Here is a 25,573-nt window from a genome sequence, read left to right on the forward strand (position 1 = left end):
AACCTTTGAAATTAAGTAGCATGTTAAACTCATACATCCGCACGATAATTGTAACTATATTAATTTTAGCAGAGTATGACACCGTGAGTGCGCAAAATATCCCTGTTGTTTCTAATCCGGTACCCGCCAGTCCTGTTAAACTGCCGCCCCCATATACTGCCAATAGAATCAATTTTGTTCGTACATGGGAACCAGCAGTTGCTTTAACAGATACGGCGTTTATAGCTTCTCCGTCAAGAACCATTTCGGAAGTTAAGCAAACGACCGCCTATTTCGATGATTTTGGTCAGCCCATGCAGACGGTGGTAAGAGGAATTAGTCCGGCGGGTAAAGACCTTGTTCAGCCGCAAATACTGGATATGTTTGGAAGGGAACAGTATAAGTACCTACCCTATATTCAACAGAGCGGCAATACAACAGATGGTAAATTAAAATTGATCCCTTTTGCTGCACAGAAAGCGTTTTATAGTGATCCAAACCTGAACCCTGGTGTAAGTGGTGATAGTGTTTTTTATAGTGAAACTGTTTTCGAACAATCGCCCCTGGATAGACCTGTAGCCGCCTATAGCCCGGGAAATGCCTGGTCGAAACATCCAGCGAATCCAACTGCAGACCATTATGTACGTTTTCAGTACCGTACTAATACAGTTGCGGACTCTGTCAGGATCTGGAAAATAGCAACTGCAGGAGGACTACCAAGTACAACATCCATTTATGGAACAGGAACCTTGTCTGTATCTACAACTATTAATGAAGATAATCAGGCGGTAATAGAGTATAAGGACTTACAAGGAAAGACTATTTTGAAGAAGGTCCAGTTAGATAACTCACCATCAACCAATACGCGTGGTTGGTTGTGCACCTATTATATTTACGACGCTTTCGATAACCTGGCTTGGGTCATTCCTCCTTTAGCATGTGAGAAAGTATTGAATAACTGGAACATTAGCGCTGTACGGGATCTTTGCTTTGAATACCAGTATGATAACAGGAATAGGATGATAGTAAAGAAAGTTCCGGATGCAGGAGCAATTTTTATGGTGTATGATGTAAGAAACAGGTTGGTCTTTTCACAAGATTCCGTCCAAAGAAAAGCGTCTCCCCAGGAATGGTTGACTGTTTTCTATGACGATCAGAATCGGCCGGTATCTACAGCGCTTTATAAAGCTAACACGACCCGTACTGCTTTGCAGGCAGCAATGAATAACGTTTCAAATGTAAAGCAGGCAATAAGTCAACAGACCGGTGTTTTTAATTTGGCTCTTGATACCTATGATGGATCTGCGACACTGTATGAAGCCATGAACCAGATTGAGTTGCTGCCCGGTTTCGATTCAAATAATTCCGAACTTATCTTACAGATCAATCCAAATGGTACTATTGCTACTACTGTTACCGTCAGCAACCCGCTTCCAAACATCCCGGCAAGTGCCCTTACCCCATTAACTTATACGTTTTACGACAATTATGACTTCCCAGGAAAGCTTAATGCTGTTCCGGCAGAATTTAGCCAACTACCTAATACGGCCGGGGCAGAGATAGTTAGCGCGCCCGATAACATGACCCCCGGCTTGGTTACCGGTACCCGTACCCGCATTTTAGGTACCAATCAGTGGTTAACTGCAACTAATTATTATGACAAGAAGGGGCGTATAGTGCAGGTGCTTGCCGAAAATATCAGTGGCGGTGTGGATATTTCTACGTCTCAATATGATTTTGGTGGCAAGTTGCTCGCTGCATTTGCCAGGCACAGGAATATTCGTAGTACAACGATACCTGAACTAACTGTTTTGACCACAATGCAGTACGATGGAGCAGGAAGACTGTTGTCTGCTGTTAAAAAATTAAATAATAATAGTAGTCTTGAACGAACTATTTTTAGCAATAAATACAATGAATTAGGTCAATTAGTTACCAAGCGGTTGGGTGTAACCGGTACAAATACCCAATTGGAGCAGCTTGACTATGAGTATAATATACGCGGTTGGTTAAGAAGCCTTAACAAAAATTACCTGAACACCACTAACAATACAACCAGCCATTTCGGAATGGAATTGAATTACGATAGGGGATTTCAGTCAAAATTCTATAGTGGAAACATAGCTGGTATCCGGTGGAAGGGGTGGAACGATAAGATTCCAAGGGCTTACGGGTTTGATTACGACAATGTCAGCAGGTTAAAACAGGCAGATTTTACACAGCAGAATAGTGGAAGCAGTAACTGGACAAATAACCTTGTTGATTTCACTGTAAGTAACCTTAACTATGATGCGAACGGTAATCTGTTAAAGATGAAGCAAAGGGGAATGGTTGGAACTAGTCCGGCTACCATTGATGACCTCAACTACAGTTATAAATCGAATAGTAACCAGCTTACAGCGGTTTCGGATACCAGCAACACGGCCAGCGCGAAATTAGGAGACTTTATAAATGGCACCAATACCGGCAACGATTATACTTATGATGGTAACGGCAATATGGTCTCAGATCAAAATAAAAAAATCAGTTCAATTAGTTATAACCATTTAAACCTTCCACAAAAAATAAGTATCACTGGAAAGGGAGTGATTAGTTATGTTTATGATGCGGCTGGTACAAAATTAAGAAAGATTGTTACAGACAGCACGGGAAGTAGTGTAAAAACTACAACAACCGATTATATCGGATCTTATGTGTATCAAAATGATAGTCTACAGTTCTTAGGGCATGAAGAGGGGCGTATAAGGGTTGTTTATGCTGCTGGTGTTTCACCGGCCTATGTATATGATTATTTTGTTAAAGACCATTTGGGAAATACGAGGTTGGTATTAACGGAAGAATCCTCAACAAGTAGTTACCTGGCTACTATGGAAACCGGCAATGCCCCGACTGAAAACCAGTTATTCAGTAATCTTGATCAAACCAGGTCACCTAAACCGGTTGGTTATCCGAATGATAGTGCCAACAATGAATCGGTGGCCAAACTTACCGCAACCGGAAATGGTAAAACAATTGGCCCGTCACTGGTGCTTAGGGTTATGGCGGGAGACACTGTGCAAATTGGTGCAAAAGCTTTCTACAAATCATCGGGTCCTAAAGAGAATAAAGAACAGTCTACTCCTGAGAATATTTTGGCAGATCTTGTTAACGCTTTTGGCGGATCAGAAAGTCCAGGTGTTGAACATGGTGGGTCAAATATAGTATCTACTCCTTTTAATAGCAATTTTTATAACAATGATTACAGGAGGCTGAAGGAGAAAGAGCCAGGGAATAATGACAATTACCGGCCTAAAGCCTATTTAAACTATGTGCTTTTTGACGATGAGTTTAAGCTGGTCGATGATAATAGCGGAGTTAAACAGGTGAAATCTACGCCGGATGAAATCCAGGTATTGTCGAATGACAAAATGGTGGTGAAAAAGAGTGGATTTTTGTATGTTTACACTAGTAATGAAGGTACGGAAAGCGTATACTTCGATGATGTGATGGCTACTTTGGCAACAGGGCCGGTGTTGGAGGAGACGCATTATTATCCGTTTGGACTCACCATGAGTGGGATATCTTCTAATGCGCTCAAAGGCGCAAATTATCCTGAGAATAGGCTGAAGTATAATGGGAAGGAACTACAATCAAAAGAGTTCGGAGATGGTAGTGGGTTGGAGCTGTATGATTATGGGGCGAGGATGCAAGATCCGCAAATTGGTCGTTGGTGGGTAATAGATCCATTAGCGGATAAAATGAGAAGATTTAGTCCATATGTTTATGCCTTTGATAATCCGATAAGATTTATTGATCCAGACGGGATGGCTCCTTGGGATAACTTTGTATTTAATGAGAAGGGTAGATTCTTAAGAATCGATAAGAATAATCAACCTGATAAAATTGTAGTTGAAAATTCCAAGACGCAGAAGGTAGAAGGTCAGTACGAGTTTAATGACCCGAAAGAAGATACTAAAGCAATTAAAGAAGGGAAAGTAACTCGGTTGGTTTTTATTTCGAGCGATCAGATAGGAGAACAAATGGATCAGAATGGTGTAAATAATACAACCGAAAATAGATTTGTTTACGCCGAGAGAGAAAGTAGACCTGCAGGAGATAAGTCATTACTTTCAGGAGTTAGTAATGGAAATTTGGATCAGGTGACATTCCCCTTGGTAAAGCCAGGTGCGTTGCATGTTGTAAAAGGGAATGGTGCCAATCTTGATGGTGTAGGGTATAATAATTATGATTTTGGTAATTTTTTGTGGGGCCAAGCTGGCCGAAAGCTGGGATTTAATATCAATACATTAAAAGATGCAGCCCATTTGAATAATGCAGTAAATGCACGGTCGGATAATCAAAACATGAAAAATAATACTCTTCTAGATTCTCCGGCAGATCAGAAAGCGATTACTGAAGGTTATTATTATCCGGAAGGAGTTCCGAGGGTTGTATTGCCGGACGTTCGGCGTATGCTTCCAGGTAAAATTTAACAATGTATGAAAATATGTTTTCTGGCTTTATTTGCTTTTTTATTGCTGAGTTGTTGTAACCAGACGAAGGGCTATAGGGAGAAGTGTAGTGAAAAGATAAATCAACTGGAAAGAAGTGATCTTGATCTTTTTAGGGGTGTTTTTATAGAAGCCCGTGTAGAGAGGAATGACACCTTTATTGTTTACTCCTTTGTAAAGGAATTAAATGGGCAAGAATTTTATTTGCCTAATTTTTCCCGCTATGATAGTATGATGATCAGTAATTCCAAAAATTTTGATGTATTAAAATATGGTCAATATTTTGGTTATTCAGCGCCTCAAGCGGCATGGCAGTATTCAAAAGAGTATGCAGATAGCATAATTTCAACATTTGAAAAAATGCGTGTATCTAGTGTGCTGGGAAGAAATGAAGGGATGCTCGTTTTTTACTTCGATGATAAGACTTACTTAGCATATGTACCTGATAAAACTAAAATAATTAATGAGTTTTGGAAAGAAAAAATGCAGACACTAGATAGTGTTAAACCTGGCTGGTACTTTGGAGAGGATAAATAAAGGATAGTTAACGTATTGCAATAAAGTGTAATAGTTAAGATTGGATCCGACAGTCGGGTTAATATTTTTAGGCAGCTGGCGGTATATCGTCCAGCTGTTTTTCTTTAGCCAAAGATAGTGTTTCTTCAAAAGTCTGCATCGGGGTAGAGACTATCATTTATAGAATCAAGCTGATTTGCTGCTTATGATAGAGCCAGTCTGATAATAGTATTTGCCATGTGTGAAAATTCCGCGTATGAACTTTCCCTGCTTTATACTCGAGTACTATCCCCCCTTGCCGTATTATAGCAGTCCTTCCCCTTAACTTACACCATCTATGACCAACTGCGTTTCCCTAATTCAAAACCCTCAAAAAAACCGTTCTATACAATGCAGGATATCGCAAAAGAACTACCATTTTCAGACATCGAAGCAAAATTTAAGGAGTTCCAGGACTATAGAACCATCCTGGATGAATTTGGCCTGTCGTATACCGACGACGAATACTACTGGCAGGTAGGTGAGGTAGAAGCCCCCCAGGGATGGATATTGCATTTGTCGGCCGTTCGTACGCAGATCGCAGACCTGTTCCGCCTGGTGATCCCTGAACTGGTCAGCGAAGATGTGCCCTTCAGGATCGTAAAAGATAATGAAGTGGCCAAATTGATGATGTATGCCAACCTGGGCGTAGGAAAACTGGGAAAGATCATGGCCGTCTACCCTAAAGAACATACGGATATAGTGTTACTGGCGCACAAACTGGTAACCCTGACTAAAGAGTTCAGGGGACCTGCAATTTTAACGGACCGGCATTTAGGTGGTACTGTCTACACCCGGTATGGAAGTTATAAAGGTATCCGGAACAAAGACAACCCCGCAGATCTTAACAGGTATATTTATAGCCCCAGTGGCGAACTGGTGCCGGATGAATATCTAATTCCCTTCGCTGTTCCTCCGCATTTAACATGGCCGTTTGAGGCTATCACCGATCCGCTGCCTCCTCCTTTGCCGAAACTCTGGAATAACGCATATAAACCTCTTTTCGTGGTAAGACAGAATGTAAAGGGGATGGTGGTCAGGGGTATCTACATGAAGTCTTTCCTGAACGTGAAGTATTGTATTATTAAAGAAGGTAAAATGGGGATGTGGGAAGATGAGTGGGGTAGAGATATCCAGGACAGGCTGCAGTGGCAATACGACCTATGCAACGACTTAAGCAATGATATCCCGTTTCCTAAGATCTTCGACCTGTTTAAAATGAACGGCGATATGTACCTGGCCATGGAATATGTAAAAGGTAAATCGCTGGAAGAGATCGTGGTGGCGACTTATAGCGGATTAAGCTGGTCAGAACTGCCGAAGTCAAGTAAACTCACACTGATCGATTACCTGGTCAGGATAGTGGCTATCATCAAGAAATTCCATGAAAGAGGGTATGTGCACCGTGATATCAACGGGCATAATTTCCTGATTGATAAAAAGAATAATATCAAACTGATTGATGTGGAGTTAGCCTACTCGATCAAAGATAACAGACCTGATCCGGCATTTAAATACGGGTCAGACGGCTTTGTTTCCCCCCAACAAGACAGACACCAGGTACCTACCGTGCATGAAGATATTTATGCGCTCGGAGGATTGATCAGCTTCGTACTAACCGGCCTTCATCCAAACAAATACAACAAGCTTGTCAGCGCATACACGAAAGAGCACTTCCTCGCATTGAACGACGACGAAGAATTAGCAGCGCTGGTTGCCCAAACCCAACTATTCGATATAAACGAAAGACCTTCAATAGATACCCTCCTGGCAGAACTCAACAGGTTTAACACGAAGGTGAAAGCACAAAAAGATTTCCCTAAGATCAAGGTTGGGAAACTGGATGATGCCGCCATCGGTACACTGATAAACAATGGACTGGAAGCCCTGGGTACTGAAAAGTACATAGAACCCAATGCAAAATGGCATTCGCCTATCGTAGTGAATGATGCGGCGTTAGGCGTACCGCAGATGGAGCGCACCTATATTGCCGGCGTTTACAACGGGATGGCCGGCACTTCGTATTTTGTTTCGCTGGCCAGCGCACTGGGGTATGATATTTCCAACCTGAAAAAAGTATACGGGAACTGTATTGAATATCTTACAAAAAAATACCTGAGAGATAAGAAGGAATTATCCCCCGGTATTTATGAAGGATGGGGAGGATTGGCCGTTACCATATTGCAGGGAGTCAATTCCGAACTGCTGCCGGGCGACGACGAAAACGGTAACATGATAGGCAACGCCTTTGCCAATGTAGCTGGCGGTATGGATCTGGGCACCGGGCTTGCAGGACAGGGTATTGCCCTGCTTTTATGTGGCGAAGCCCTGGGAATGGAAGCGATATACCCGATATTGACGCATTATACGGAAGCGATACTGGATGCGCAACAACCCGATGGCGCCTGGTTGGGCGCTGCCGGTAGTCCTTACGAAAATATTAAACACCCCGGGCTGGCAGTTGGAACCGGCGGTATTTTAATATACCTGATGGGATACGCCAAACAATTCCCTGATGAAAAAGTGACGGCGGCTATTAAGAAGGGATTGGACTGGATGATCAAACAGGCAAAGAAAGAAAAGAACGTATATACCTGGAAGTTATCCAAGGAGCCTACCCAGCCCGATCGTTATAGTCGCGATATCGGCGCTCCCGGCATTGCGCTCACCTTCATTTATGCCTATCATCATTTTAAAGACCCTTTGTATAAAGAAGTGGCTACCGGAACATTATTGGGGATCAATGAGCAGCCATGCCTGGTGGATTTTACTCTAACAACGGGCCTGGCAGGGCTGGGAGATGTTTACCTGGAGGCGGCAAAAGTATTTGGGGAAAGCATCTGGCAGGAAAGGGCGGATTGGATCGCTCACTTTTTTAAACATACCCAGGTAAAACACATGGATGGTTCAAAATACTGGATCCCATTGGTGAACCCTGATAGCCCGGCCGAATTGATGACTGGCTTCAGTGGAATTATGTACTTTTTGCTGAAATATCAGCATCCTGATAAACTAGCTCACCTTTTCTTGCCATAAACAACAGTCTCGGCTCTATTTGTTGATGGGGGATCTGTTCCTGTTCCGGGAACGATCCCCTTTTATTTTTATTAATTAACATGGCATTTACACTTCACACTTTCAATTGCAGTAATTTTTCGCTCATTATGAGTAAAAAACTAAAGCAAATGATCATAGGAAATACCTGGTAACGGAAAACAATAGGGGAGGCGAGGATACTGAATCCTGCGTTGGCTGCCAGGAGAATTACCATCAGCCATAAACATTTTTCAAATAAGGGATCCGGGCTTCGAAGCCGGCGGGTGGCAACCCATCGTATTAAAGTCCAGATGGTATACAGGTTAAGCGCCATGAAGAGCATAGGGAATAACATCAGTATCCATCCCTGCGCTGTCCAGGATATGGCTTTTACTTCCTGGCTGCGATACCTGAACCAATGGACGGCCGATTGGCTAACGGTATTAGCCCCCGTGTTGTAGACTTCCAGCTTTTCCAATGGAGGCAGGAAATAGTTGAAAGTATTGGGAAGAAGGAAATACCTGGCAAAAGCAAAAGGATGATGTTTGATAAGGAAGCTGCCATAGCTGCCATAGACGGGAGCTACAGCGCCCCAGCTTTGAAAACCTGCCGTGGTATCTGTTATTCCCGGCGCTTTTAAACTGAGGAAGTATTTTAAAGGAGCGTATGGATATTTAATGTAGAAAGCGCCCTGAGTAGGACTTACATGTTTAAGTTGTTCAGGAATACTGTCGAAGTACTTATGTACTTCCTTGTCAAATTCTTCTGTACCGGCAGGAGGGGTGGCTGTAACCTTGATGAAAGGATACATGTAAAAAGCATTGTTGGCCAGTTGCCAGCCTCCGAATACAGAAAACTGGGCATGACCGGTTAACGCCCTGGATTGATTGCGGGTATGTATTACAAACGCAGTGATCAACAGTAATGGAAGTATTATTCCTGCTACTTTAACGGCAGGTTTAAGATGACTGAGCAAATATGCGATCATTGAAACCAGGGGGTAATACATCGCGTTGTATCGCAATGTAAATGCAATAACGATCAGCAGTGCATGTAGGAAAATGATTGAGATAGCAGGACGTTGTATTAACTGCAGCAGTTGTATGGCCCATAAGAGGCTGACCGAAAGGAACAGGGCATCGCTGGAAATATAATTGCTCAGGTACAGGTGCAGTGGATTAAAGAAGAAACAAATAAATAGCGTCTTCACTACCCATGGCGCGGGGGCGAAATACTGTATGATCGTATGCAGCAAATAGAATAGAACGCCTTGCAATAACAGGTATTGAAACGCTACTACTGCGGTATCTGAAGTGGTGATATGATGAAACAGCGCCAGGAATTTGGAATAGCCGATAGGCCAGATACTGACATCCAAACCCATTTGCGCAGCGCTGATATAACTGTAAGAGTCGGAGAAATAATCGGCATACGGATATAACAGTTTGAATACAACAAGCTGGATGATACTGGCTAATAGGGCGGTAACAACGTGTTTGCGGTTCATAAATGGTTTATTGAGGGGTGGTAGTTGGCATATAGTAATATACAAAATATAAGTTATGAAATATCTCTTCTCCTGTTGTGTATCCTTGTTAATCCTCACTGCAGCAAAGGCGCAGGAAAGGTGGCCCGTTTCCCGCGCCAATGACTGGTATCAGCAGCAACCCTGGATCACTGGCGCTAATTTCCTTCCTTCCACTGCGGTGAATCAGCTGGAAATGTGGCAGGCCGAAACTTTTGATACAGCAACGATCAACCGGGAACTGGGATATGCGTCGGCCATCGGTTTCAATACTATGCGCGTATACCTGCACCATGTAGCCTGGAAGCAAGACAGTGCCGGGTTTAAACAACGGATAAACGAATATTTAACCATCGCTTCCCGCCTGGGGATCAAAACCGCTTTCGTATTTTTCGACGATTGCTGGAAAGATCAGTACCATGCAGGGCCGCAGCCGGAGCCCATTCCCGGTGTTCATAACAGTCAATGGCTTAAAGACCCCGGCGGACTTATAGATCAGCAACCCGCGTTAATGGATACGCTGGAAGTTTATGTAAAAGATATTATAACAACTTTCGGGCGCGACGACCGGGTGCGGTTCTGGGACCTCTATAACGAACCTGGTCACTTTGGGCATGGCGATAAAAGCTGGCCTTTGCTTCGCAATGTAGTGAAGTGGGCGAGAAATTGTCAGCCTATGCAGCCAATAACAATTGGAATTTATAACCCGGCATTTACCGGGTTCAATGAATTTCAGATAGCCAATTCCGATATCATCACTTTTCATAACTACAGGGACAGCAGTTCCATGATCGCGGCCATTGACAGCCTTCAACGATACAACCGGCCCCTGATCTGTACCGAGTATATGAAGCGACCCAACAACAGCACATTTCTTACTCATATGCCGGTGATGAAACGTAAGAAGGTTGGCGCTATTAACTGGGGACTGGTGGCCGGCCGGTCGCAAACTCATTATCCGCAAGGGAACAAAGGGGGAGAGCCGGTACCTGAGCTCTGGTATCATGATATTTTCTACCCGGATGGCCGGGCATTTGATCCGAAAGAAACGGCATTTATCCGGGATATGAATATGGCGCCGTAGGCTGGTTAACATTGTGTTGTGCAGAAACCATCTTCCCCGTTTTACTTTTTATTCTAACATGGATTATTTTGAATTGATACAGGTCAGAGGATGTTTACATTATGCTATTAGTAAGGGATGAAGAAGTAGTATGTCGAATAAATATCTACCTTCATGACAGATAAACCCTTTTAGTATGTTATCCTCCATCATCGCCCCATTGAAAGATCTGCAGCATGGTTTCAAACCCATTGTGGATGCAGGAAATAAAATATTGCAGAACGATGCATTGCAGCCCCTGGAGATCGCGGTATCGGTACTTTCGTCGGGCGCTTACCAGGAACGGGGACTGGGAGTGTATTTACTCGGCAGGCTGTCTTTAAATCACCCCGCGGCATTGGAGCTGTTGCTGAAACATGTGGTGAACGACCCGAGCTGGCAGGTGCAGGAAATGCTGGCCAAAGCGTTGGACGATTACTGCCGTATGAAAGGATATGAAAAAGCCCTGCCGGAAATCAAGCAATGGATCAAGGCGCCTCATCCTGCCCTGAACAGGGCTGTTATAGAGGGTCTTAGAATATGGACAAGCCGGCCATACTTCAAAGAGCACCCCGAAGTAGCAGTAACGTTGATCAGCAGCCTGGTTACTAAGCTCCCCCAAAAAGACAATATTTACCTGACCCGTTCAGTTGGCAATGCACTGAGAGATATAAAAAAGAAGTACCCCGACTTAGTAAAGAGAGAAACAGGAAAATGGAAATTAACAGATCCGGCAATTGCGACTGCTTATAAGCTGGTGTATAAATAACGGATAAATAAAGGATGTGGAATGCCAAAAGGGTTAAGGTGATGGGATAGCAAACGCCAATGAAAGTGAGGCACATGGTATAAAAAAACGACTGTCCGAAAAGCAATACAAGTTCTTGATAAAAATATCTCAAACTTTCAAATACCGCTTTTCAAACAGCCGTTCTTACTATTAATTTCCTTTCATCTTAGCCAACGTTTCAGCAAATGTCTTCTTCTGGTTATCAGGCACCGCGTTCAGCGCTTTTTCTTCCCAGGCAATCGCTTCATCCTTCTTGCCTAATTTGAAAAGCAAGTTGGCATATGTATCAATGTAATTTGGATTTTCCTCTTTTTCGATTGATCTTTTACTCCAGTTCAAAGCCTCTTTCAGATCGGCTTCTGCATTTCCCATTTCAAACACTGTCCAGGCATATTCGTTCAGTTCGTAAGGATTGGATTTATGACCGAATTTCTTCATGTAGGAAGTAATGCTTTTAACGGTTTCCTTATCATCCCTGAAAGCGCTGTAGTACATGCACTTTGCTTTTGCTACTGTTTCGTCGGCGATCCGTGGGTATTTTCCCCTGACGGATTTGTCGAAAGCCGCCCAGTCAGGTACCTTTTCCTTGCTGGCGCCGGAGCTGCGCAGTTCTTCAATGGTTGCGATAGACACCAGTTTGTTTTCGGCTGCATCTTTACCCATCACCTTATTCACCTTGTCAGCGTTTTTGAGAAGAATGTCAAAGCCTTTGCTCTTGGAAGAAGAGGTCGATTGCATGATCAGGTCCAATGTTCCAGGGTTGTAGATATTTGGCTGGATAGCCAGGTATTGCTGGAAAACAGAGTCCAGGCCGGCCTGGTCATATTTTTCAAGCGCCAGCACCGATAATTTGCGGAGGAAAGCCGTATCGTTGCGGTGCTCAGGATACTTTTTCAGCTGTGTGTAATACTGGCGTTCAGGTACCAGCGCATCTTTACAAACTTCGATCAGTTGATCAGCTTCGCGGCCGCCTACAAAACGGTCGGCTATTTCCCCATTCGGTGCAAATACCAGGAAAGTAGGATACGCCATGATCTGGTGTTGGGAAGCTATTTTATCGGCATCGGCATACCAGCTTTTAACAAACTCGTTATCATTGGGCGTTTTATCCATCTGCACTTTTACATTGATGAAGTTTTCGTTCATAAATGCGCCTACTTTCTCCTGGGGGAAGATGTTGGCCGTCATATATTTACATGGGCCGCACCAGGTGGTGAAGCAATCGACAAAGATGTATTTGTTCTCCGCCTTTGCTTTGGCTTTGATCTGTTCCCAACTGGATTCATGGTCGAAATGTGTGCCCTTCTCCTGCGCTATACCCAACAGGGGAGAGAAAAGGGCCAGAAATATTAACTTTTTCATGTGGTGGTTTTGATTTGGTGTTAAATGTAAATTACATTTTGCAGCGGCAGATAATTTCCCACTTAATTTTTGTTTTTAATAACGTACTAGATAAACTGGTGTGGCTTTCCGCAGGCCGGTAACCCGGCTGGATATACGGGATGTTGATCAATAAAACTGTTTACTGTAGCGCTTCAGCCCGTAAAAGAGAGGGGTAATAAATGATAAAAGAGGCCCTCTGTCCGTTATCTCGAAAGGCCTCTTTTGAATACGAAATGGATGTTCTTGTAACAGGTATCCGTAGCGCAAAAGTGCCAAACAAAATCTTATGTTGCTGTAAATTTCGTACTTATCTATAGCACATTTGTACCTGTATTTTCTGCAGGCAAAATAAATTATGTTAAATTGTCGAAGGTAAACCACTTATTATGCCCGTAAAAAGTTACTTACAAGCAGTTGACTTTACCAATCCAAAGTATTTGCAAAAACTGGTAGAGAACCGCCGGGTCTTTAACCTGAAGAATTGTGAGTTGAATATATTTGAAAGCTACCAGCAGGCATACCGGGTACCGCTTACCTTTAACGATTTTGTGATCACGAGTATGGTGCAGGGGAAGAAAGTGATGCATTTGTACGATAAACCATCTTTCGAATACCTGCCAGGCGAAACTGTGATTGTTCCGGCCAATGAAACCATGATCATAGATTTTCCCGAGGCGGCCAACGAAACACCTACGCAATGCATTGCCTTGTCGGTAGATGAAACCTATATCAGGAGCACTGTTCAGTACCTGAACGAATACTACAACCCGGGCGATGGAGAAAACAGTAACTGGCGCCTTCAATTTGATAAATATCACTTCAATAACGATGCGGATGTAGCAAGCCTGATCAATAAACTTGTCAGGATCTGCACCAGCTCCGAAGCATCGCGCGATATCTTCGCAGACCTCAGCATGAAAGAACTCCTCATCCGGTTGCTGCAAAGCCAGCAACTGTACAGGGTAGCAGAGGAGAAGGATCATCACACCAATAACACCCGCCTGCATTTCGTTCTTCACTACATTAACGAGCATCTTACAGAAAACATTTCCATAGATATGCTCTGCCGGAAGGCCTACCTTAGCCGGAACCTTTTCTTCAAATGGTTTAAGAACCAGTTTGGGATCACTCCACTTCAGTATATTAACCGGGAACGACTGAAACTGGCCAAACAACTGCTGGCCAATACCTCTTATAGCGTAAGCCAGGTAGGCATACAATGCGGCTTTAAGGATACCAACTATTTTGTACGGCTTTTCAAAAGCGCAGAAGGCATCACTCCCGGTACTTACCAGGCCATCAGTTCCTACAAAAAATAAAAAATTAGCCTTCCCTGATAGCTGGAATTAATTTTCGTTGTAAATTACGTAATCAGTTACGTAATTAGTTGTATGGAATTTTTTAATAAAACAGGAAAAATGGCGATAGGCAGCCGGCTTCGCCTCCTGACAGAGAAACTAACGGAAGATGCCGCTTCCGTATACCAGGCTTATGGCCATAATTTCCAACCGAAATGGTTCCCTGTTTACTTCGCCTTATTGGAAGGAGGGGCCAGCACTATCACCCAGCTCGCGAAGGAGATCGGTCATTCTCATCCCTCCGTCAGCAAGATCATTGCAGAAATGGTGAAAGCTGGTTTGGTAAAAGAATCGAAAGACCCAACCGACAAGCGAAGAACAACCGTTGAACTTTCCGCAAAAGGTTGGGAGCTGGAAGGTGTCATGAGAGAACAGTTTGAAGATGTAAGCAACGCGATAAAAGAACTAACCGCCCAGGCGAATAACGATCTTTGGCAGGCCATCAGCGAATGGGAATACCTCCTGGAACAACAGCCCCTATCGGAGAGGGTAAAGGTTCAGCGAAAAAAGAGAGAAAGCGGTTATGTCCGGATCGTTCCTTTTACTCCCGCTTACAGGAAGGCATTCAGGGACCTAAACGAAGCCTGGATCACCAGGTATTTTAAAATGGAGGAATCAGACTACAAGTCTTTGGACCATCCCGATACCTATATTTTAGACAAGGGAGGATACATTGCCGTTGCCCTCTATAAAGAAGAGGTGGTGGGAGTTTGCGCTCTCATAAAGATGCAGGACCCCGACTATGACTATGAACTGGCTAAACTGGCGGTATCACCGGCGGCACAGGGCAAAAATATCGGCTTCCTGTTATGTGAAGCGATTATAGAAAAAGCGAAGGAGCTGGGCGCAAAGAAGATCTATCTTGAAAGCAATACCATCCTGAAACCTGCTATACAGCTATACCATAAATTGGGTTTCAAAAAGGTTACAGGTCGCCCAACTCCTTACGAACGTGCCGATATCCAGATGGAGCTGGTTATTTCTGCTTAGGGCCTCGCTGCATCAGGTCATTGATCAGCGCTGTCACTTCCGGAACGGGCATTTTTACCTTCAGGTAATAATGCCCGCTCCCTGAATTATCCCAGTCGTTGTCGCCGTTCGGCAAACCTATGATCCGGCCTGGCTGCACATCAAAGTAAGGAGCTGCACCCATCACGCCAACCAATACGGCTGTCTGGTCCCAGCTCATTCTTCCCTGTGCATCTTCCGCCGCCTTGGGAATAGCAATGGCAAAGGCGTCTTTCACCGGGCTATGATTGATCTGCTGGTTATGGATCAACGGCAATCCCGTTTTGATCTTTTCCCCGATTTCAAATCCGCTGAATACAATTTCACCGGGCCAGTTGGAAAACACGTTCAGGGAAGCGGTACTATCGCGCATCACGTTGAATTCCCTTCCTTTCGGGAACGCTCCCGCCATGCTTACCAGTTGCTTCACTTTCTTTTCTACCAGCTCCTTTCCACTCAGTTTGCTGTAAGCGTCAGGTCCTGATTGCAACAGGTTGGATAGGTTGGTGAAAAAGCCAACAGTGATGATGGTAACGCTTTTGTCCGGCTGTTTTGCCAGTATCTTCCTGTACAACGCTACGGCATCAGGTACTTCATCATTGCTTTTAATGCGATGCGGATAGCGGGCCAGCAACGTATCCGACCAATGCTGCCAGTCGGCTTCACTCAATGCTTCGCCTTTGGGTACGCCTATGGGAATGTCCGGCCGTTTGAAATAGGTGTTGAATACGTTCAGTACTGATGCAATCCCCGGGTATTTGTTGCTGGCAACAGTAGCAAGTATCCGGGCTTTGTTGTCATTGGCGAGTGCATGCAATACGGCGATAGCGCCCACATCGTCATAATCCGGTCCCATGTCGGTATCGAAGATAACGGCCTTTGGCGCCCGCGACTGGCCGAATCCCTGGATGTTGCAGCAAAAAAGCAAACCAGCCAGGATGGTGTATGTAAATCGCATATTCTTTATTAAAAGGATGGAGAATCTGAATGCAAAGATGGTTGTTTGTCTTTGATCACAGGCCAGTCATTCACCCATTCAATTTTATCCAGCAACATTTCCCGGCCTTTGGTGTTTTCCCTGCTGAAGGCATGGTATACAAACCAGGTCTGGTGTTTTTTATCTTCCACTATATCCCCGTTATGTCCTGGTCCGGCAAACGTGCCGTTACCTTCCAGCAGCAGCGTACCGCCGCCTTCCATCAGTGAGCGGCCGTTCTGATCAAGATACGGACCTTTGAGGGATAAAGATCTGCCAACTTTCACCCGGTAAGTGCTTTTAACTCCTTCACAACAGGTGCCGGCAGAGCCGAAGTAGTAATAATATTTACCTCTCTTATAAATATAAGAGCCTTCGTACTGGTTATCTGCCAGTTGAAACTTTTCGCCTTTGACATGCGTACCATCTTTTGTCAGCTCAATACCATAGATACCGTGAAAACTTCCCCAGATCAGGTAAGGCGTTTGTTTGTCGACATACAGGAAAGGATCGATCGAATTAGCTACGCCGATCTCTTTACTATAGAACAGGCTTCCCAGGTCGGTGAACGGGCCTTCCGGTTTCTGGCTTACTGCTACGCCGATGGCAGGATTAGGATCGCCCCACAACGACCAGGAATAGAACATCAGGTATTTCTTCCTGTAGTAGGTAACATCAGGCGCCCAGATGCCGCCTCCGTCTTTCTTCCAGTCGGGGCGCTTTTCAAACGCATCTCCCACGAACGTCCAGTTAACGAGGTCCTTGCTTTTCACAACGGGAATAGTGTATTTGCCGCCGTTGGTAGCATAGGCGTAGAAATAGCCATCTGTGGCCTTCACTAAATTTGGATCAGGGAAATTGCTCCTGTAAACCGGATTGGCATATCCCGTGTCTGATTGGGCCGCCTGGCCCATGCTGCTAAGAGTGAATGTGCTGGCTACAGCCAGAAGTAAAAGTGTTTTCATATCTTGGAAGCGAACAAAATAAAAATTTTTGTTTCCCTTCTCCCGAAAAATCCATGAATGGCAAATAATAAATACTATTTCAATTCTTGAAATGTAGCTGTATATTAGTGGGCTATAGCCACGTTATAGGCCCACAAAAATTTAAATTTTATGATTTCACCTGAATCTTTGGAACAGGATACCACGTCAACATCTTCGGCTAAATCATCTGCGCATTTAGCGAAGTTTACAGAGAAAAAATATTTGGTTACACTGGCATTTGTTACTTCCCTGTTTATGTGCTGGGGAATTGCCCTGACAATGGGAGATGTATTGAACCGGCATTTCCAGAGTGTATTAGGTCTTACAAAAGCACAGTCAGGACTTGTACAGTTCTCCATATTCGGGGCATACGCCATTATGGCGATCCCTGCTGGGATTTTTATAAAGAAAGTAGGATATAAGAATGGTGTGTTGCTGGGATTAACATTATATGCACTGGGTGCTTTCCTCTTTGTTCCGGCGGCCAATGCCAGTTCATTCGGGATCTTCCGTATTGCCTTATTTGTGCTGGCATGCGGCATGGCAACCCTCGAAACGGTAGCCCATCCTTTTATGGCGGCGTTGGGCGATCAGCGCACCAGCGACCAGCGTATCAACTTTGCTCAATCCTTTAATGCTGTCGGCGCTTTTGTTGGGCCAATGATGGGATCTTATTTCCTGCTCCGCGAGAGAAGCGAAGCGGCAACAGACTCCCTTGGCGCTGTAAAACAGTTGTATATCTGGATAGGTGTGGCCATTGCCGCCATTGCTATCGCTTTTGCCCTGGTAAAGGTACCGCCGGTAAAAGACCCGCACGATGAAGATCAGCCGCTGGAAAAAACCGAAGCCGATACCAAAAGTTTATTTGCCCATAAGAATTTTGTATGGGCGGTAGTGGCGCAGTTCTTTAACGTAGCTGCGCAAGCCGGTACCTGGGCCTTCTTTATCAACTACGGCCACGAAAAAATGAATTATACAGATGAGAAAGCAGGCAAGCTGTTCTCTGTATTTATGTTAATGATGTTGCTGGGCCGTTTTGTAGGTACTTCCCTGATGAAATTCATCTCACCTAACCGGCTGCTCGCTGCCTTCGCTTTAGGCAATGTGCTCATGTGCCTGATCGTAGCGCAGGGATGGGGTATGATTTCCTTCATCGCCTTACTGATGATCAACTTCTTTTTCAGTATCATGTACCCAACTATTTTCAGCCTTGGGCTGAAAGACCTGGGACCGAAAACCCGCCAGGCCTCTTCATTTATCGTAATGGGTATGTTCGGCGGCGCGGTATTCCCGCTCATCATGGGCCATATTGCGGATACCAATATAGCTACCGCTTACTACCTGCCCATCATCTGCTACATTGTCATCTTCCTCTACGGCGCGCGACTCTACAAACTCCGGTAGTTTCACGCAAAGGGGCAAAGTTTGAAAAAAGGGGCATAAGATTTTTTTTAAGGGAAATAAGAAAGCAAAGAAGGAGGAAATTATGTTATATAATATTGTGTTATATAGCATTATACTATCTTCGCTTCCTTCATTTCCTTTGCTTTCTTATTTCCCTTAAAAAAAATCTTATGCCCCTTTTTTCAAACTTTGCGCCTTTGCGTGCAACCACGCGCGTGGGTTGTGTGTTTCATATAGAAATGTGTAGCCATGAACGCGAAAAGTATTGTTACCCGTCTCCTTGATGCTGCCGGTATTACTCCTGATGGCAGCGCACCTTATGATATACATATTAATAACGAGCAGTTCTACACGGAGGCCCTGCATAAAGGTTCGCTGGGCCTGGGCGAATCATATATGAAAGGGTACTGGGATAGCGAGGCGCTGGACGAATTTTTTGCCAGGATATTGTCTGCCCGGTTAGATGAAAAAATAAAACGAGACCTTGGATTCAGGATGCAGATACTGCTGGCCAGGCTATTTAATTTTCAGCGGCCTAACAAAGCTGTGGAGAATGGAAGCCGGCACTATGACCTGGGCAACGACCTGTTCGAACTGATGCTGGATAAGCGGTTGACGTATACCTGCGCATTCTGGGAAGGCGCCAGGAACCTGGATGAGGCCCAGGAGAACAAGCTGGATCTGACCTGCCGTAAACTTAACTTACGGCCAGGGATGCACGTACTGGATATTGGCTGCGGCTGGGGTAGCTTTGCTCAGTTCGCTGCTTCAAAATACGGGGTGAAGGTGACAGGCGTTACCATCTCCAAAGAGCAGGTGGCGTTGGCTAAAGAAAAGTGTAAAGGTTTGCCGGTCGATATCCGGCTAACGGATTACAGGGCGCTCGACGAGAAATTTGATGCAATTGTTTCGCTGGGAATGTTTGAGCATGTAGGGTATAAGAATTACAGGACCTATATGGAAGTAGCGCATCGCTGCCTGAAAGACAACGGCTTGTTCCTGTTGCATACGATAGGAGGCAATGTTGCGAATGCGTTTACAGACCGCTGGTTGAATAAATACATCTTTCCTAATGCCATGATCCCGACCATGGGATTGATAGGCCAGAGTTTCGAAGACCTTTTTGTTATGGAACACTGGCAGAATTTCGGGGTAGACTATGATCGTACTTTGCTGGCCTGGTACGAAAATGTGCAGCGGAACTGGGACCGGTTGAAATCGAAATATGACCAGCGTTTCTTCAGGATGTGGAAGTATTATCTACTTTCCTGCGCCGGCTCATTCAGGGCGCGTACCAGCCAGTTATGGCAGATGGTGCTAAGCAAGGAAGGAGTGCCCGGAGGGTATAAATTTAAGAACAGGGCAACGGTACCCGGGTATGCAACTGTAACGGGGAACGTTGTATGAACATTCCCCGTTTCCTGTTATTTTTTCATATAATCAAACGCTCCCTTACGGAGGTTGATGTTGTATTCTAAATAAGCTTTCATGCAGGAGAGGAAGTTAGACCAGCCGTAGGCATTGCCGTTCAGCCATTTTATTCCTTCTTCATTATTATCCAGCTTTCCTTCTGTAACTGTTACCAGGGTAGCATTGCCTGGCCTGGGTTCCAGCGTGATATTGACGTCTGTAAAATGCCCTCTTACTCCTTCCCATTGAAATGCAACTTGTTTATCTTCCACAACTGTTACTACCTTAATATCCATCTTTTCATCGAACTCCGGGAACTGCCAGGTGATCGTTTTACCTGCCGCTAAAACGTCAGACCCGTAAGAAATAAAGTAGTTCGACATTTTCTTAGGGTCAATAATGGCTTCAAATACTTCGTGGGGTGTTTTGCTGATCTGTATAGATCCCTTGATTTCAAGTTTTTCCATAATGAAAGATTTAAGAATAGAAAGAGAACAGCAATTTACAAAAACCAATCAGGAACCCAATAAACACTTTTATTGTTCCTTTCGTTTGTCTTCCATATGTTTTTCATAATTCTTCAGGTTCACAAGGAAAACCAGCAGGATGATAATGATAGTAACCAGTATAATATAGGCTGCCACAAATGGGAAATTGGAAATAGTCATCGGCATCAGGCTGGGTTCTTTTTCCAACGGGCGAAGAGCGGGCGTGTCTCCCGCCGGCGTTTTACTGGCTTCTTCCTGTACAGGACTGCTCACGGGCCTGGAAACATCGGACGGAGGAACAGCGTGCACCCCGATAAGTGTTTTGCTTTCTTCAGGAAGCGCTGCCCGGGTTTTAAAGGTTATCAGCAACAATAATAGGAGTAGGAGAGATGTTTTATTGCTCATGTCGCAACTTTTTTATGTCATCCATTAAAATGTTCATCGCAATAGCAGCAGTATCCCGGTGCTAACCGTTGATCTACATGGCAGGAACGGGTTCAAAACTCCACATTCTGGCTACGGGAATAGCTGATATGTGGATTTGTCTACTTGGTTCATGTTGGGCTGTTCACAAGATCTGTCAGGTAGCGGATATGCCATAACAGTGATTTTCTTTACCGCCATTACATGAAAAAAGAGAAAATGAATTAAAGGGAAATACCCGGCATAACAATGATTGTATTTTTCTCTGTTTATCCATCATCATCAGCCGGTCCTGTAACTCTTTAAGTATTAGGAAATAGTTGCCAATGCAGGGATTGAACGGCTGCCGGGAGTAATGCAGAAAATGTGACTTCACCTTTGGGTACAAAGTTTTCAGGATTGCTGGGTTTGTTCATAAGAAGTTTGTTTCGTCTCAATAGAATACAATTAACAGGCTGTAAGTGTTTGCTTGATAATTATATAAATAATGTAGTAATATGAGCCGGACTGGTGCAAAAGTTGTTATGGCTCAATTAAATGTTTCAACTTATGAAAGAGTTAACAACAAGTAAAAGCAGACACCTGTTTGAAAAGATGTCAGAGAAGGTGATTTCGATGACAGGCAGCCCCCTGGCGTTCTTTATAGCCCTTGGCACTATCATCGCCTGGGCGGTAAGCGGCCCCATATTCAATTACTCCGATACCTGGCAGCTGGTGATCAATACTGGAACTACCATTATCACGTTTTTAATGGTATTTATCATCCAGAAATCCCAGAATAAGGATTCGAAATCAGTGCAATTAAAACTGAATGAATTGATTGCGGCAAATAAAATGGCCAGCAACAGGTTGATCGATGTAGAGAGTTTGTCGGAAGAAGAACTGGATATCCTTCATAAATATTATTGCCTCATGGTGGAAGAAACCAAAAAGCGGGTGAATGTGCATGAATCCCATTCCGTGGAAGAGGCCATAGGTGATGCATTGAGCAAACATGAGGAGGACCTGAGAACAAGGAAGAAGAAAATGGACCAGGAATAGCATCCCACCGGTTAGCAGTTCCGGCTTCCTGTTATGCCTGTAACAACTGTTGCAGTTGCTGAAGGATCTTTTTCATATTGATACCTTTTCCCAGCAACCCTTTTAAAAGATCTCCTTCTGTTTCCAGGCGCTCTTTCATATTGTAGATATTGAAGTCCCCGATCTTTAACCCTTTTTTTACTTCTTCCCAGCGCAGGGGGGCCGATACCGTGGCTCCGGGCTTAGGGCGAAGGGAATAAGCCGCCGCCATGGTCTGTATCTGCCGGTTCTGCAAAAAATCCAGGTAGATCTTTCCCTTTCTTTTTGAAGGATTCCTTTCAATACTGGTGAATTTAGGTAATTGCCGGTGTACCAGTCCAACGATCAGTTCAGCGAGCATCCTCGACTGGTCAAATGTATATTTAGCGCCCAGCGGGATCAGTATATGCATGCCCGTTGATCCGGAGGTTTTTACGAAAGATGGCGCGCCAATACTGTCTAACACTTCTTTTACCACTTGCGCACATTGTATTACCTGGTTAAATGAATTGGTATCAGGATCGAGGTCGATTAAGCAATAATCAGGAAAGTCCGGTTTGGTAGTGCGGCTATGCCAGGGATTCAACTCAATACAGCCCATATTGGCCATATAAAGCAGGGTGGCAAGGTCTTCACATACAAGGAACTCTTTGCGGTTGCCGTCCGATTCGCTGATATAAGGAAACCTTGGTATCCAGTCGGCTACTTTATCTTCTACATTTTTCTGATAGAAGTTGAAACCTTTAATACCTTCCGGAAACCGGTTCAGCGACTGCGGGCGGTCTTCCAGGTAAGGAAGTATGTAATCGGCTATGTCGGCGTAATAGTTGATCATATCCCGTTTCGTGATCCCTTCGTCAGGCCAGTATAATTTGTTGAGATTAGTAAATTTAAGGAGTTGGCCTGCTACTTTCGTTTCTACCTGGTCTTCAGTTCCTGACAGGAAAAGACCGGATGCCTGCTTTTTCTTCCTGGTAGTTGCAGGCGGGGGCACTGTCTGCACATTTTTTTCATCTTTCGCTCTTTTGTCTTCCCTTAGCCCGACGAAAATGGGCTGCCTCAGGATACCGTCCCTGGTCGCTTCAGAGAACTTTACTTCGCATACCAGCTCTGGTTTCAGCCAGGTTGCAGGCATATTGGTTTTAGGCGCAACGGCAAAAGGACTGCGTTCTGTGATCAGGGGCTGGAATTTTTGATAGAGTGATTTCAGCAACTCGTCGTTAAATCCTCCGCCGGTATGGCCAATGTATTTAAGCTGGCTGCCTTCATACTTGCCCAGGATAACGGCGCCGAAATTCTTCCTGCTGTTCCTTCCTTCCGTGTAGCCGCAGATGATAGCATCCATTTTATGGGTGTATTTGATCTTCAACCAGGAGGCGGTACGCCGGCCAATGACGTATTTGCTGTCCATGGCTTTTCCCATGACGCCTTCCAGCCCCTTGCTCACCGCGGCTTCATAAAACGCTGTTCCCTGGCCGGTTATATGGTTACTGAAGCTGACAAGATTGCTGGCAGGAAGTACAGCGGCCAGGATCTCTTTTCTTTGAACCAGTGGCAGGTTGATGAGCGATCTTCCTTCGTACCATATAATATCAAAAACATAATAAACCAGTCGGGCGCTTTGTGTATGCTTGAGGTAATTCTGCAACACCTGGAAATCGGGATTGCCATTATCGTCCAGCGCTACTATTTCTCCATCCAGTACAGCATTTAGATTCAGCTTTTTAAGTTCCCTGTAGATAGCTGAAAATTGCTGGTTGAACGACTGGAGATTCCTCGACATTAAGTTTACATCGTTGCCCGAGAGATAGGCAACAGCGCGGTAGCCATCCCATTTGATCTCGAACAGCCAGTCGTCGTTGTCGAAAGCCTTCGTGGTGGCCGTTGCCAGCATGGGCTTGAAAGGTTGCGGGAAATCCTTGCTCACGCTGCCTTTCAGCAGTTCGTTCACCGATGGAGTTAATTTTTTCCTTCTTGCCATTATTATTTTTTTAATCGTATAACCAGTCCTTCATCGCCTAACAATGCAATGGGCGACTGCACTTCTGTACCTTCCCTGTTCACTTCCGTTGCTACAACAACGGTACCCGAATAACCGGTGCTTTCTGTTTCAAAAAAAGCAGGACGATGGGTCAGGTTTAGTATTATCAAAAAGCTGTCCTGGTTTTCTACTTTTCGTATATACGCCAGCAGTTGGTGGTTGGCAAGTACCTCTTTATAACTGCCCAGTTGCAGCGATGGTTCGGCATGCCGCAACGCGATCAGGCGCCTGTACAATTGCAGCAGGCTACCGGGTTGCGCCCGTTCTGCCTGCACATTGATCCGCGGGTAGTCAACGGCCACAGGCAGCCAGGGGCGGGCAGCAGAGAAGCCGGCATATTCGCTGTCGTCCCATTGCATTGGGGTACGTACCGGGTCCCTGCTCATTTGTTTATCTGGCATCCGGAGGCCTTGCGGGTCGCGGGTCTCAGCGGGCAATACAGGTACGTCTTTCATGCCTGTTTCTTCCCCGTAATAAATAGTAGGCGTACCCCGTAAGGTAAGCAGCAGGAGAGCTGCAACAGGTGTTTGCTCCCTGCCGATCCGGGTAGCAAGGCGGGGCCGGTCGTGGTTGCCCAGCACCCAGTTTGGCCAGCCATCGGCGGGCAGATGCTGTTCGTAGGAGTTGATAGCTTCCGAAAGTGCGGTAGCTGTCCAGGGCAGGGAAAGCAGCATGAAGTTGAAAGGTAAATGGGCGCCCGATTGATTCACGCCATAATAGGCCATCAGTTTATCCAGGGGCAGGTATACCTCTGCAATCATCACCCGGTCGGGGTATTCGTTGAATACCTTTCGCATGCCGCTTACTATCTCGTGCACGGCCGGCTGGTCGGTCGAGTAAAGGGGCAGCAGCGTATCGTATTCGGGCATACTGGATTCATACGCCGGGTTAGGCGGGTTATCCGGCCAGGTATCGTCTTTGATCACATGCCAGAGCACATCGATCCTGAAGCCGTCAACGCCTTTATTCATCCAGAACCTGATCACATCGTACATGGCTGCCTGCACTTCAGGGTTCCGCCAGTTAAGATCGGGTTGTTCTTTCAGAAAGCCGTGGTAGTAGTACTGTTGGGTGTTTTCGTCCCATTCCCAGGCGCTGCCGCCAAAAACGCTTCTCCAGTTGTTGGGCGCAGTGCCATCTTCTTTCGGGTTCCGCCACAGGTACCAATCCCTTTTCGCGCTGGAACGGGAGCTCTTTGATTCGATGAACCAGGGATGCTGATCGGAAGTATGGTTAGGTACAAAATCCAGGATGAGTTTCATATTTCGTTGATGCACTTCCTTTAGCAGGCGATCAAAATCTTCCATTGTACCAAAAAGCGGGTATATGCCGGTATAATCGGAAACATCGTATCCGAAATCGGCCATGGGAGAAGGAAAGATAGGAGAGAGCCAGATGGCGTTAATGCCCAGCCATTGCAGGTAATCGAGCCGCTGGATAATGCCATTGAGATCGCCCACGCCATCGGCATCGCTGTCCTGAAACGAACGCGGGTAGATCTGGTATATCACGCCTGTTTGCCACCAATAAGTCAGCTGTTCCATAGCAGTAAGATTGTTC

The 25,573-nt window shown here is 45.1% G+C and carries 18 protein-coding genes; 10 read left to right on the forward strand and 8 right to left on the reverse strand.

Features of this window, described 5'->3' with window-relative positions:
- Window positions 1–20 precede the first annotated feature (20 nt).
- The 3 genes from BLV62_RS28270 to BLV62_RS05845 all read left to right on the forward strand — a co-directional run bounded on the left by BLV62_RS28270 (window position 21) and on the right by BLV62_RS05845 (window position 8,060).
- A complete protein-coding gene (locus BLV62_RS28270) occupies window positions 21–4,451 on the forward strand; it encodes a DUF6443 domain-containing protein (RefSeq protein WP_089759645.1) in 4,431 nt (1,476 codons plus the stop codon).
- A 6-nt stretch (window positions 4,452–4,457) separates the two neighbouring features.
- Complete coding sequence (locus BLV62_RS05840; RefSeq protein WP_089759647.1) at window positions 4,458–5,006, forward strand: hypothetical protein; 549 nt, start codon at window positions 4,458–4,460, stop codon at window positions 5,004–5,006.
- 369 nt (window positions 5,007–5,375) lie between these two features.
- On the forward strand, window positions 5,376–8,060 hold the full coding sequence (locus BLV62_RS05845; protein ID WP_089759649.1) for a class III lanthionine synthetase LanKC N-terminal domain-containing protein: 2,685 nt from the start codon (window positions 5,376–5,378) through the stop codon (window positions 8,058–8,060).
- 94 nt (window positions 8,061–8,154) lie between these two features.
- Here BLV62_RS05845 and BLV62_RS05850 read toward each other — a convergent pair whose 3' ends face one another.
- Window positions 8,155–9,567, reverse strand: a complete 1,413-nt coding sequence (locus BLV62_RS05850) for a hypothetical protein (RefSeq protein ID WP_089759650.1) — start codon at window positions 9,565–9,567, stop codon at window positions 8,155–8,157.
- Window positions 9,568–9,622: 55 nt separating this feature from the next.
- On the opposite strand from BLV62_RS05850, the gene BLV62_RS05855 reads away from it, so the two are divergent.
- Window positions 9,623–10,669: a glycoside hydrolase 5 family protein gene (locus BLV62_RS05855; protein ID WP_089759652.1), complete on the forward strand. Its 1,047-nt coding sequence runs from the start codon at window positions 9,623–9,625 to the stop codon at window positions 10,667–10,669.
- Window positions 10,670–10,844: 175 nt separating this feature from the next.
- Window positions 10,845–11,456, forward strand: coding sequence for a DNA alkylation repair protein (locus BLV62_RS05860; protein WP_089759654.1), 612 nt, complete (start codon window positions 10,845–10,847; stop codon window positions 11,454–11,456).
- A 171-nt stretch (window positions 11,457–11,627) separates the two neighbouring features.
- Here the strand turns inward: BLV62_RS05860 and BLV62_RS05865 are convergent, their stop codons facing one another.
- The gene (locus BLV62_RS05865) at window positions 11,628–12,839 is read right to left on the reverse strand and encodes a thioredoxin family protein (RefSeq protein ID WP_089759656.1); all 1,212 of its coding nucleotides are present in this window, start codon (window positions 12,837–12,839) and stop codon (window positions 11,628–11,630) included.
- A 407-nt stretch (window positions 12,840–13,246) separates the two neighbouring features.
- Between BLV62_RS05865 and BLV62_RS05870 the strand changes: the two genes are divergently transcribed.
- Together BLV62_RS05870 and BLV62_RS05875 are read left to right on the forward strand one after the other, a co-directional pair.
- On the forward strand, window positions 13,247–14,179 hold the full coding sequence (locus tag BLV62_RS05870) for an AraC family transcriptional regulator (protein ID WP_089759657.1): 933 nt from the start codon (window positions 13,247–13,249) through the stop codon (window positions 14,177–14,179).
- A 72-nt stretch (window positions 14,180–14,251) separates the two neighbouring features.
- Window positions 14,252–15,208, forward strand: a complete 957-nt coding sequence (locus tag BLV62_RS05875; RefSeq protein ID WP_089759659.1) for a bifunctional helix-turn-helix transcriptional regulator/GNAT family N-acetyltransferase — start codon at window positions 14,252–14,254, stop codon at window positions 15,206–15,208.
- On the opposite strand, the gene BLV62_RS05880 is transcribed toward BLV62_RS05875, so the two are convergent.
- Both BLV62_RS05880 and BLV62_RS05885 read right to left on the reverse strand, forming a co-directional pair.
- Complete coding sequence (locus tag BLV62_RS05880) at window positions 15,195–16,184, reverse strand: nucleoside hydrolase (RefSeq protein ID WP_089759661.1); 990 nt, start codon at window positions 16,182–16,184, stop codon at window positions 15,195–15,197. The genes BLV62_RS05875 and BLV62_RS05880 overlap by 14 nt on opposite strands.
- Before the next feature lie 8 nt (window positions 16,185–16,192).
- The gene (locus BLV62_RS05885; RefSeq protein ID WP_225889518.1) at window positions 16,193–17,167 is read right to left on the reverse strand and encodes a family 43 glycosylhydrolase; all 975 of its coding nucleotides are present in this window, start codon (window positions 17,165–17,167) and stop codon (window positions 16,193–16,195) included.
- A gap of 150 nt (window positions 17,168–17,317) precedes the next feature.
- Between BLV62_RS05885 and fucP the strand changes: the two genes are divergently transcribed.
- Both fucP and cfa read left to right on the forward strand, forming a co-directional pair.
- Complete coding sequence (fucP, locus tag BLV62_RS05890) at window positions 17,318–18,592, forward strand: L-fucose:H+ symporter permease (RefSeq protein WP_089759662.1); 1,275 nt, start codon at window positions 17,318–17,320, stop codon at window positions 18,590–18,592.
- Window positions 18,593–18,841: 249 nt separating this feature from the next.
- A complete protein-coding gene (gene cfa, locus BLV62_RS05895; protein ID WP_089759664.1) occupies window positions 18,842–19,999 on the forward strand; it encodes a cyclopropane fatty acyl phospholipid synthase in 1,158 nt (385 codons plus the stop codon).
- Between the two features lie 17 nt (window positions 20,000–20,016).
- Here the strand turns inward: cfa and BLV62_RS05900 are convergent, their stop codons facing one another.
- Complete coding sequence (locus tag BLV62_RS05900) at window positions 20,017–20,469, reverse strand: SRPBCC domain-containing protein (RefSeq protein WP_089759665.1); 453 nt, start codon at window positions 20,467–20,469, stop codon at window positions 20,017–20,019.
- A 69-nt stretch (window positions 20,470–20,538) separates the two neighbouring features.
- Window positions 20,539–20,895, reverse strand: coding sequence for a hypothetical protein (locus tag BLV62_RS05905; protein WP_139169956.1), 357 nt, complete (start codon window positions 20,893–20,895; stop codon window positions 20,539–20,541).
- Window positions 20,896–21,462: 567 nt separating this feature from the next.
- Here BLV62_RS05905 and BLV62_RS05910 point away from each other — a divergent pair.
- Window positions 21,463–21,954: a low affinity iron permease family protein gene (locus BLV62_RS05910; protein WP_211117672.1), complete on the forward strand. Its 492-nt coding sequence runs from the start codon at window positions 21,463–21,465 to the stop codon at window positions 21,952–21,954.
- A 31-nt stretch (window positions 21,955–21,985) separates the two neighbouring features.
- Here the strand turns inward: BLV62_RS05910 and ligD are convergent, their stop codons facing one another.
- Together ligD and BLV62_RS05920 are read right to left on the reverse strand one after the other, a co-directional pair.
- Window positions 21,986–23,953, reverse strand: coding sequence for a DNA ligase D (ligD, locus tag BLV62_RS05915; protein ID WP_089759668.1), 1,968 nt, complete (start codon window positions 23,951–23,953; stop codon window positions 21,986–21,988).
- Between the two features lie 2 nt (window positions 23,954–23,955).
- Complete coding sequence (locus tag BLV62_RS05920) at window positions 23,956–25,557, reverse strand: alpha-amylase family glycosyl hydrolase (protein WP_089759670.1); 1,602 nt, start codon at window positions 25,555–25,557, stop codon at window positions 23,956–23,958.
- Between the last annotated feature and the right edge of the window lie 16 nt (window positions 25,558–25,573).

Origin of the sequence: Chitinophaga terrae (ex Kim and Jung 2007) (genome assembly GCF_900107795.1) — a bacterium.
Taxonomy (GTDB): domain Bacteria; phylum Bacteroidota; class Bacteroidia; order Chitinophagales; family Chitinophagaceae; genus Chitinophaga; species Chitinophaga terrae.

Coding starts and splice junctions, on each gene's coding strand:
- BLV62_RS28270 (WP_089759645.1), top strand. CDS start 21: ATGTTAAACTCATACATCCGCACGATAATTGTAACTATATTAATTTTA.
- BLV62_RS05840 (WP_089759647.1), top strand. CDS start 4,458: ATGAAAATATGTTTTCTGGCTTTATTTGCTTTTTTATTGCTGAGTTGT.
- BLV62_RS05845 (WP_089759649.1), top strand. CDS start 5,376: ATGCAGGATATCGCAAAAGAACTACCATTTTCAGACATCGAAGCAAAA.
- BLV62_RS05850 (WP_089759650.1), bottom strand. CDS start 9,567: ATGAACCGCAAACACGTTGTTACCGCCCTATTAGCCAGTATCATCCAG.
- BLV62_RS05855 (WP_089759652.1), top strand. CDS start 9,623: ATGAAATATCTCTTCTCCTGTTGTGTATCCTTGTTAATCCTCACTGCA.
- BLV62_RS05860 (WP_089759654.1), top strand. CDS start 10,845: ATGTTATCCTCCATCATCGCCCCATTGAAAGATCTGCAGCATGGTTTC.
- BLV62_RS05865 (WP_089759656.1), bottom strand. CDS start 12,839: ATGAAAAAGTTAATATTTCTGGCCCTTTTCTCTCCCCTGTTGGGTATA.
- BLV62_RS05870 (WP_089759657.1), top strand. CDS start 13,247: ATGCCCGTAAAAAGTTACTTACAAGCAGTTGACTTTACCAATCCAAAG.
- BLV62_RS05875 (WP_089759659.1), top strand. CDS start 14,252: ATGGAATTTTTTAATAAAACAGGAAAAATGGCGATAGGCAGCCGGCTT.
- BLV62_RS05880 (WP_089759661.1), bottom strand. CDS start 16,184: ATGCGATTTACATACACCATCCTGGCTGGTTTGCTTTTTTGCTGCAAC.
- BLV62_RS05885 (WP_225889518.1), bottom strand. CDS start 17,167: ATGAAAACACTTTTACTTCTGGCTGTAGCCAGCACATTCACTCTTAGC.
- fucP (WP_089759662.1), top strand. CDS start 17,318: ATGATTTCACCTGAATCTTTGGAACAGGATACCACGTCAACATCTTCG.
- cfa (WP_089759664.1), top strand. CDS start 18,842: ATGAACGCGAAAAGTATTGTTACCCGTCTCCTTGATGCTGCCGGTATT.
- BLV62_RS05900 (WP_089759665.1), bottom strand. CDS start 20,469: ATGGAAAAACTTGAAATCAAGGGATCTATACAGATCAGCAAAACACCC.
- BLV62_RS05905 (WP_139169956.1), bottom strand. CDS start 20,895: ATGAGCAATAAAACATCTCTCCTACTCCTATTATTGTTGCTGATAACC.
- BLV62_RS05910 (WP_211117672.1), top strand. CDS start 21,463: ATGAAAGAGTTAACAACAAGTAAAAGCAGACACCTGTTTGAAAAGATG.
- ligD (WP_089759668.1), bottom strand. CDS start 23,953: ATGGCAAGAAGGAAAAAATTAACTCCATCGGTGAACGAACTGCTGAAA.
- BLV62_RS05920 (WP_089759670.1), bottom strand. CDS start 25,557: ATGGAACAGCTGACTTATTGGTGGCAAACAGGCGTGATATACCAGATC.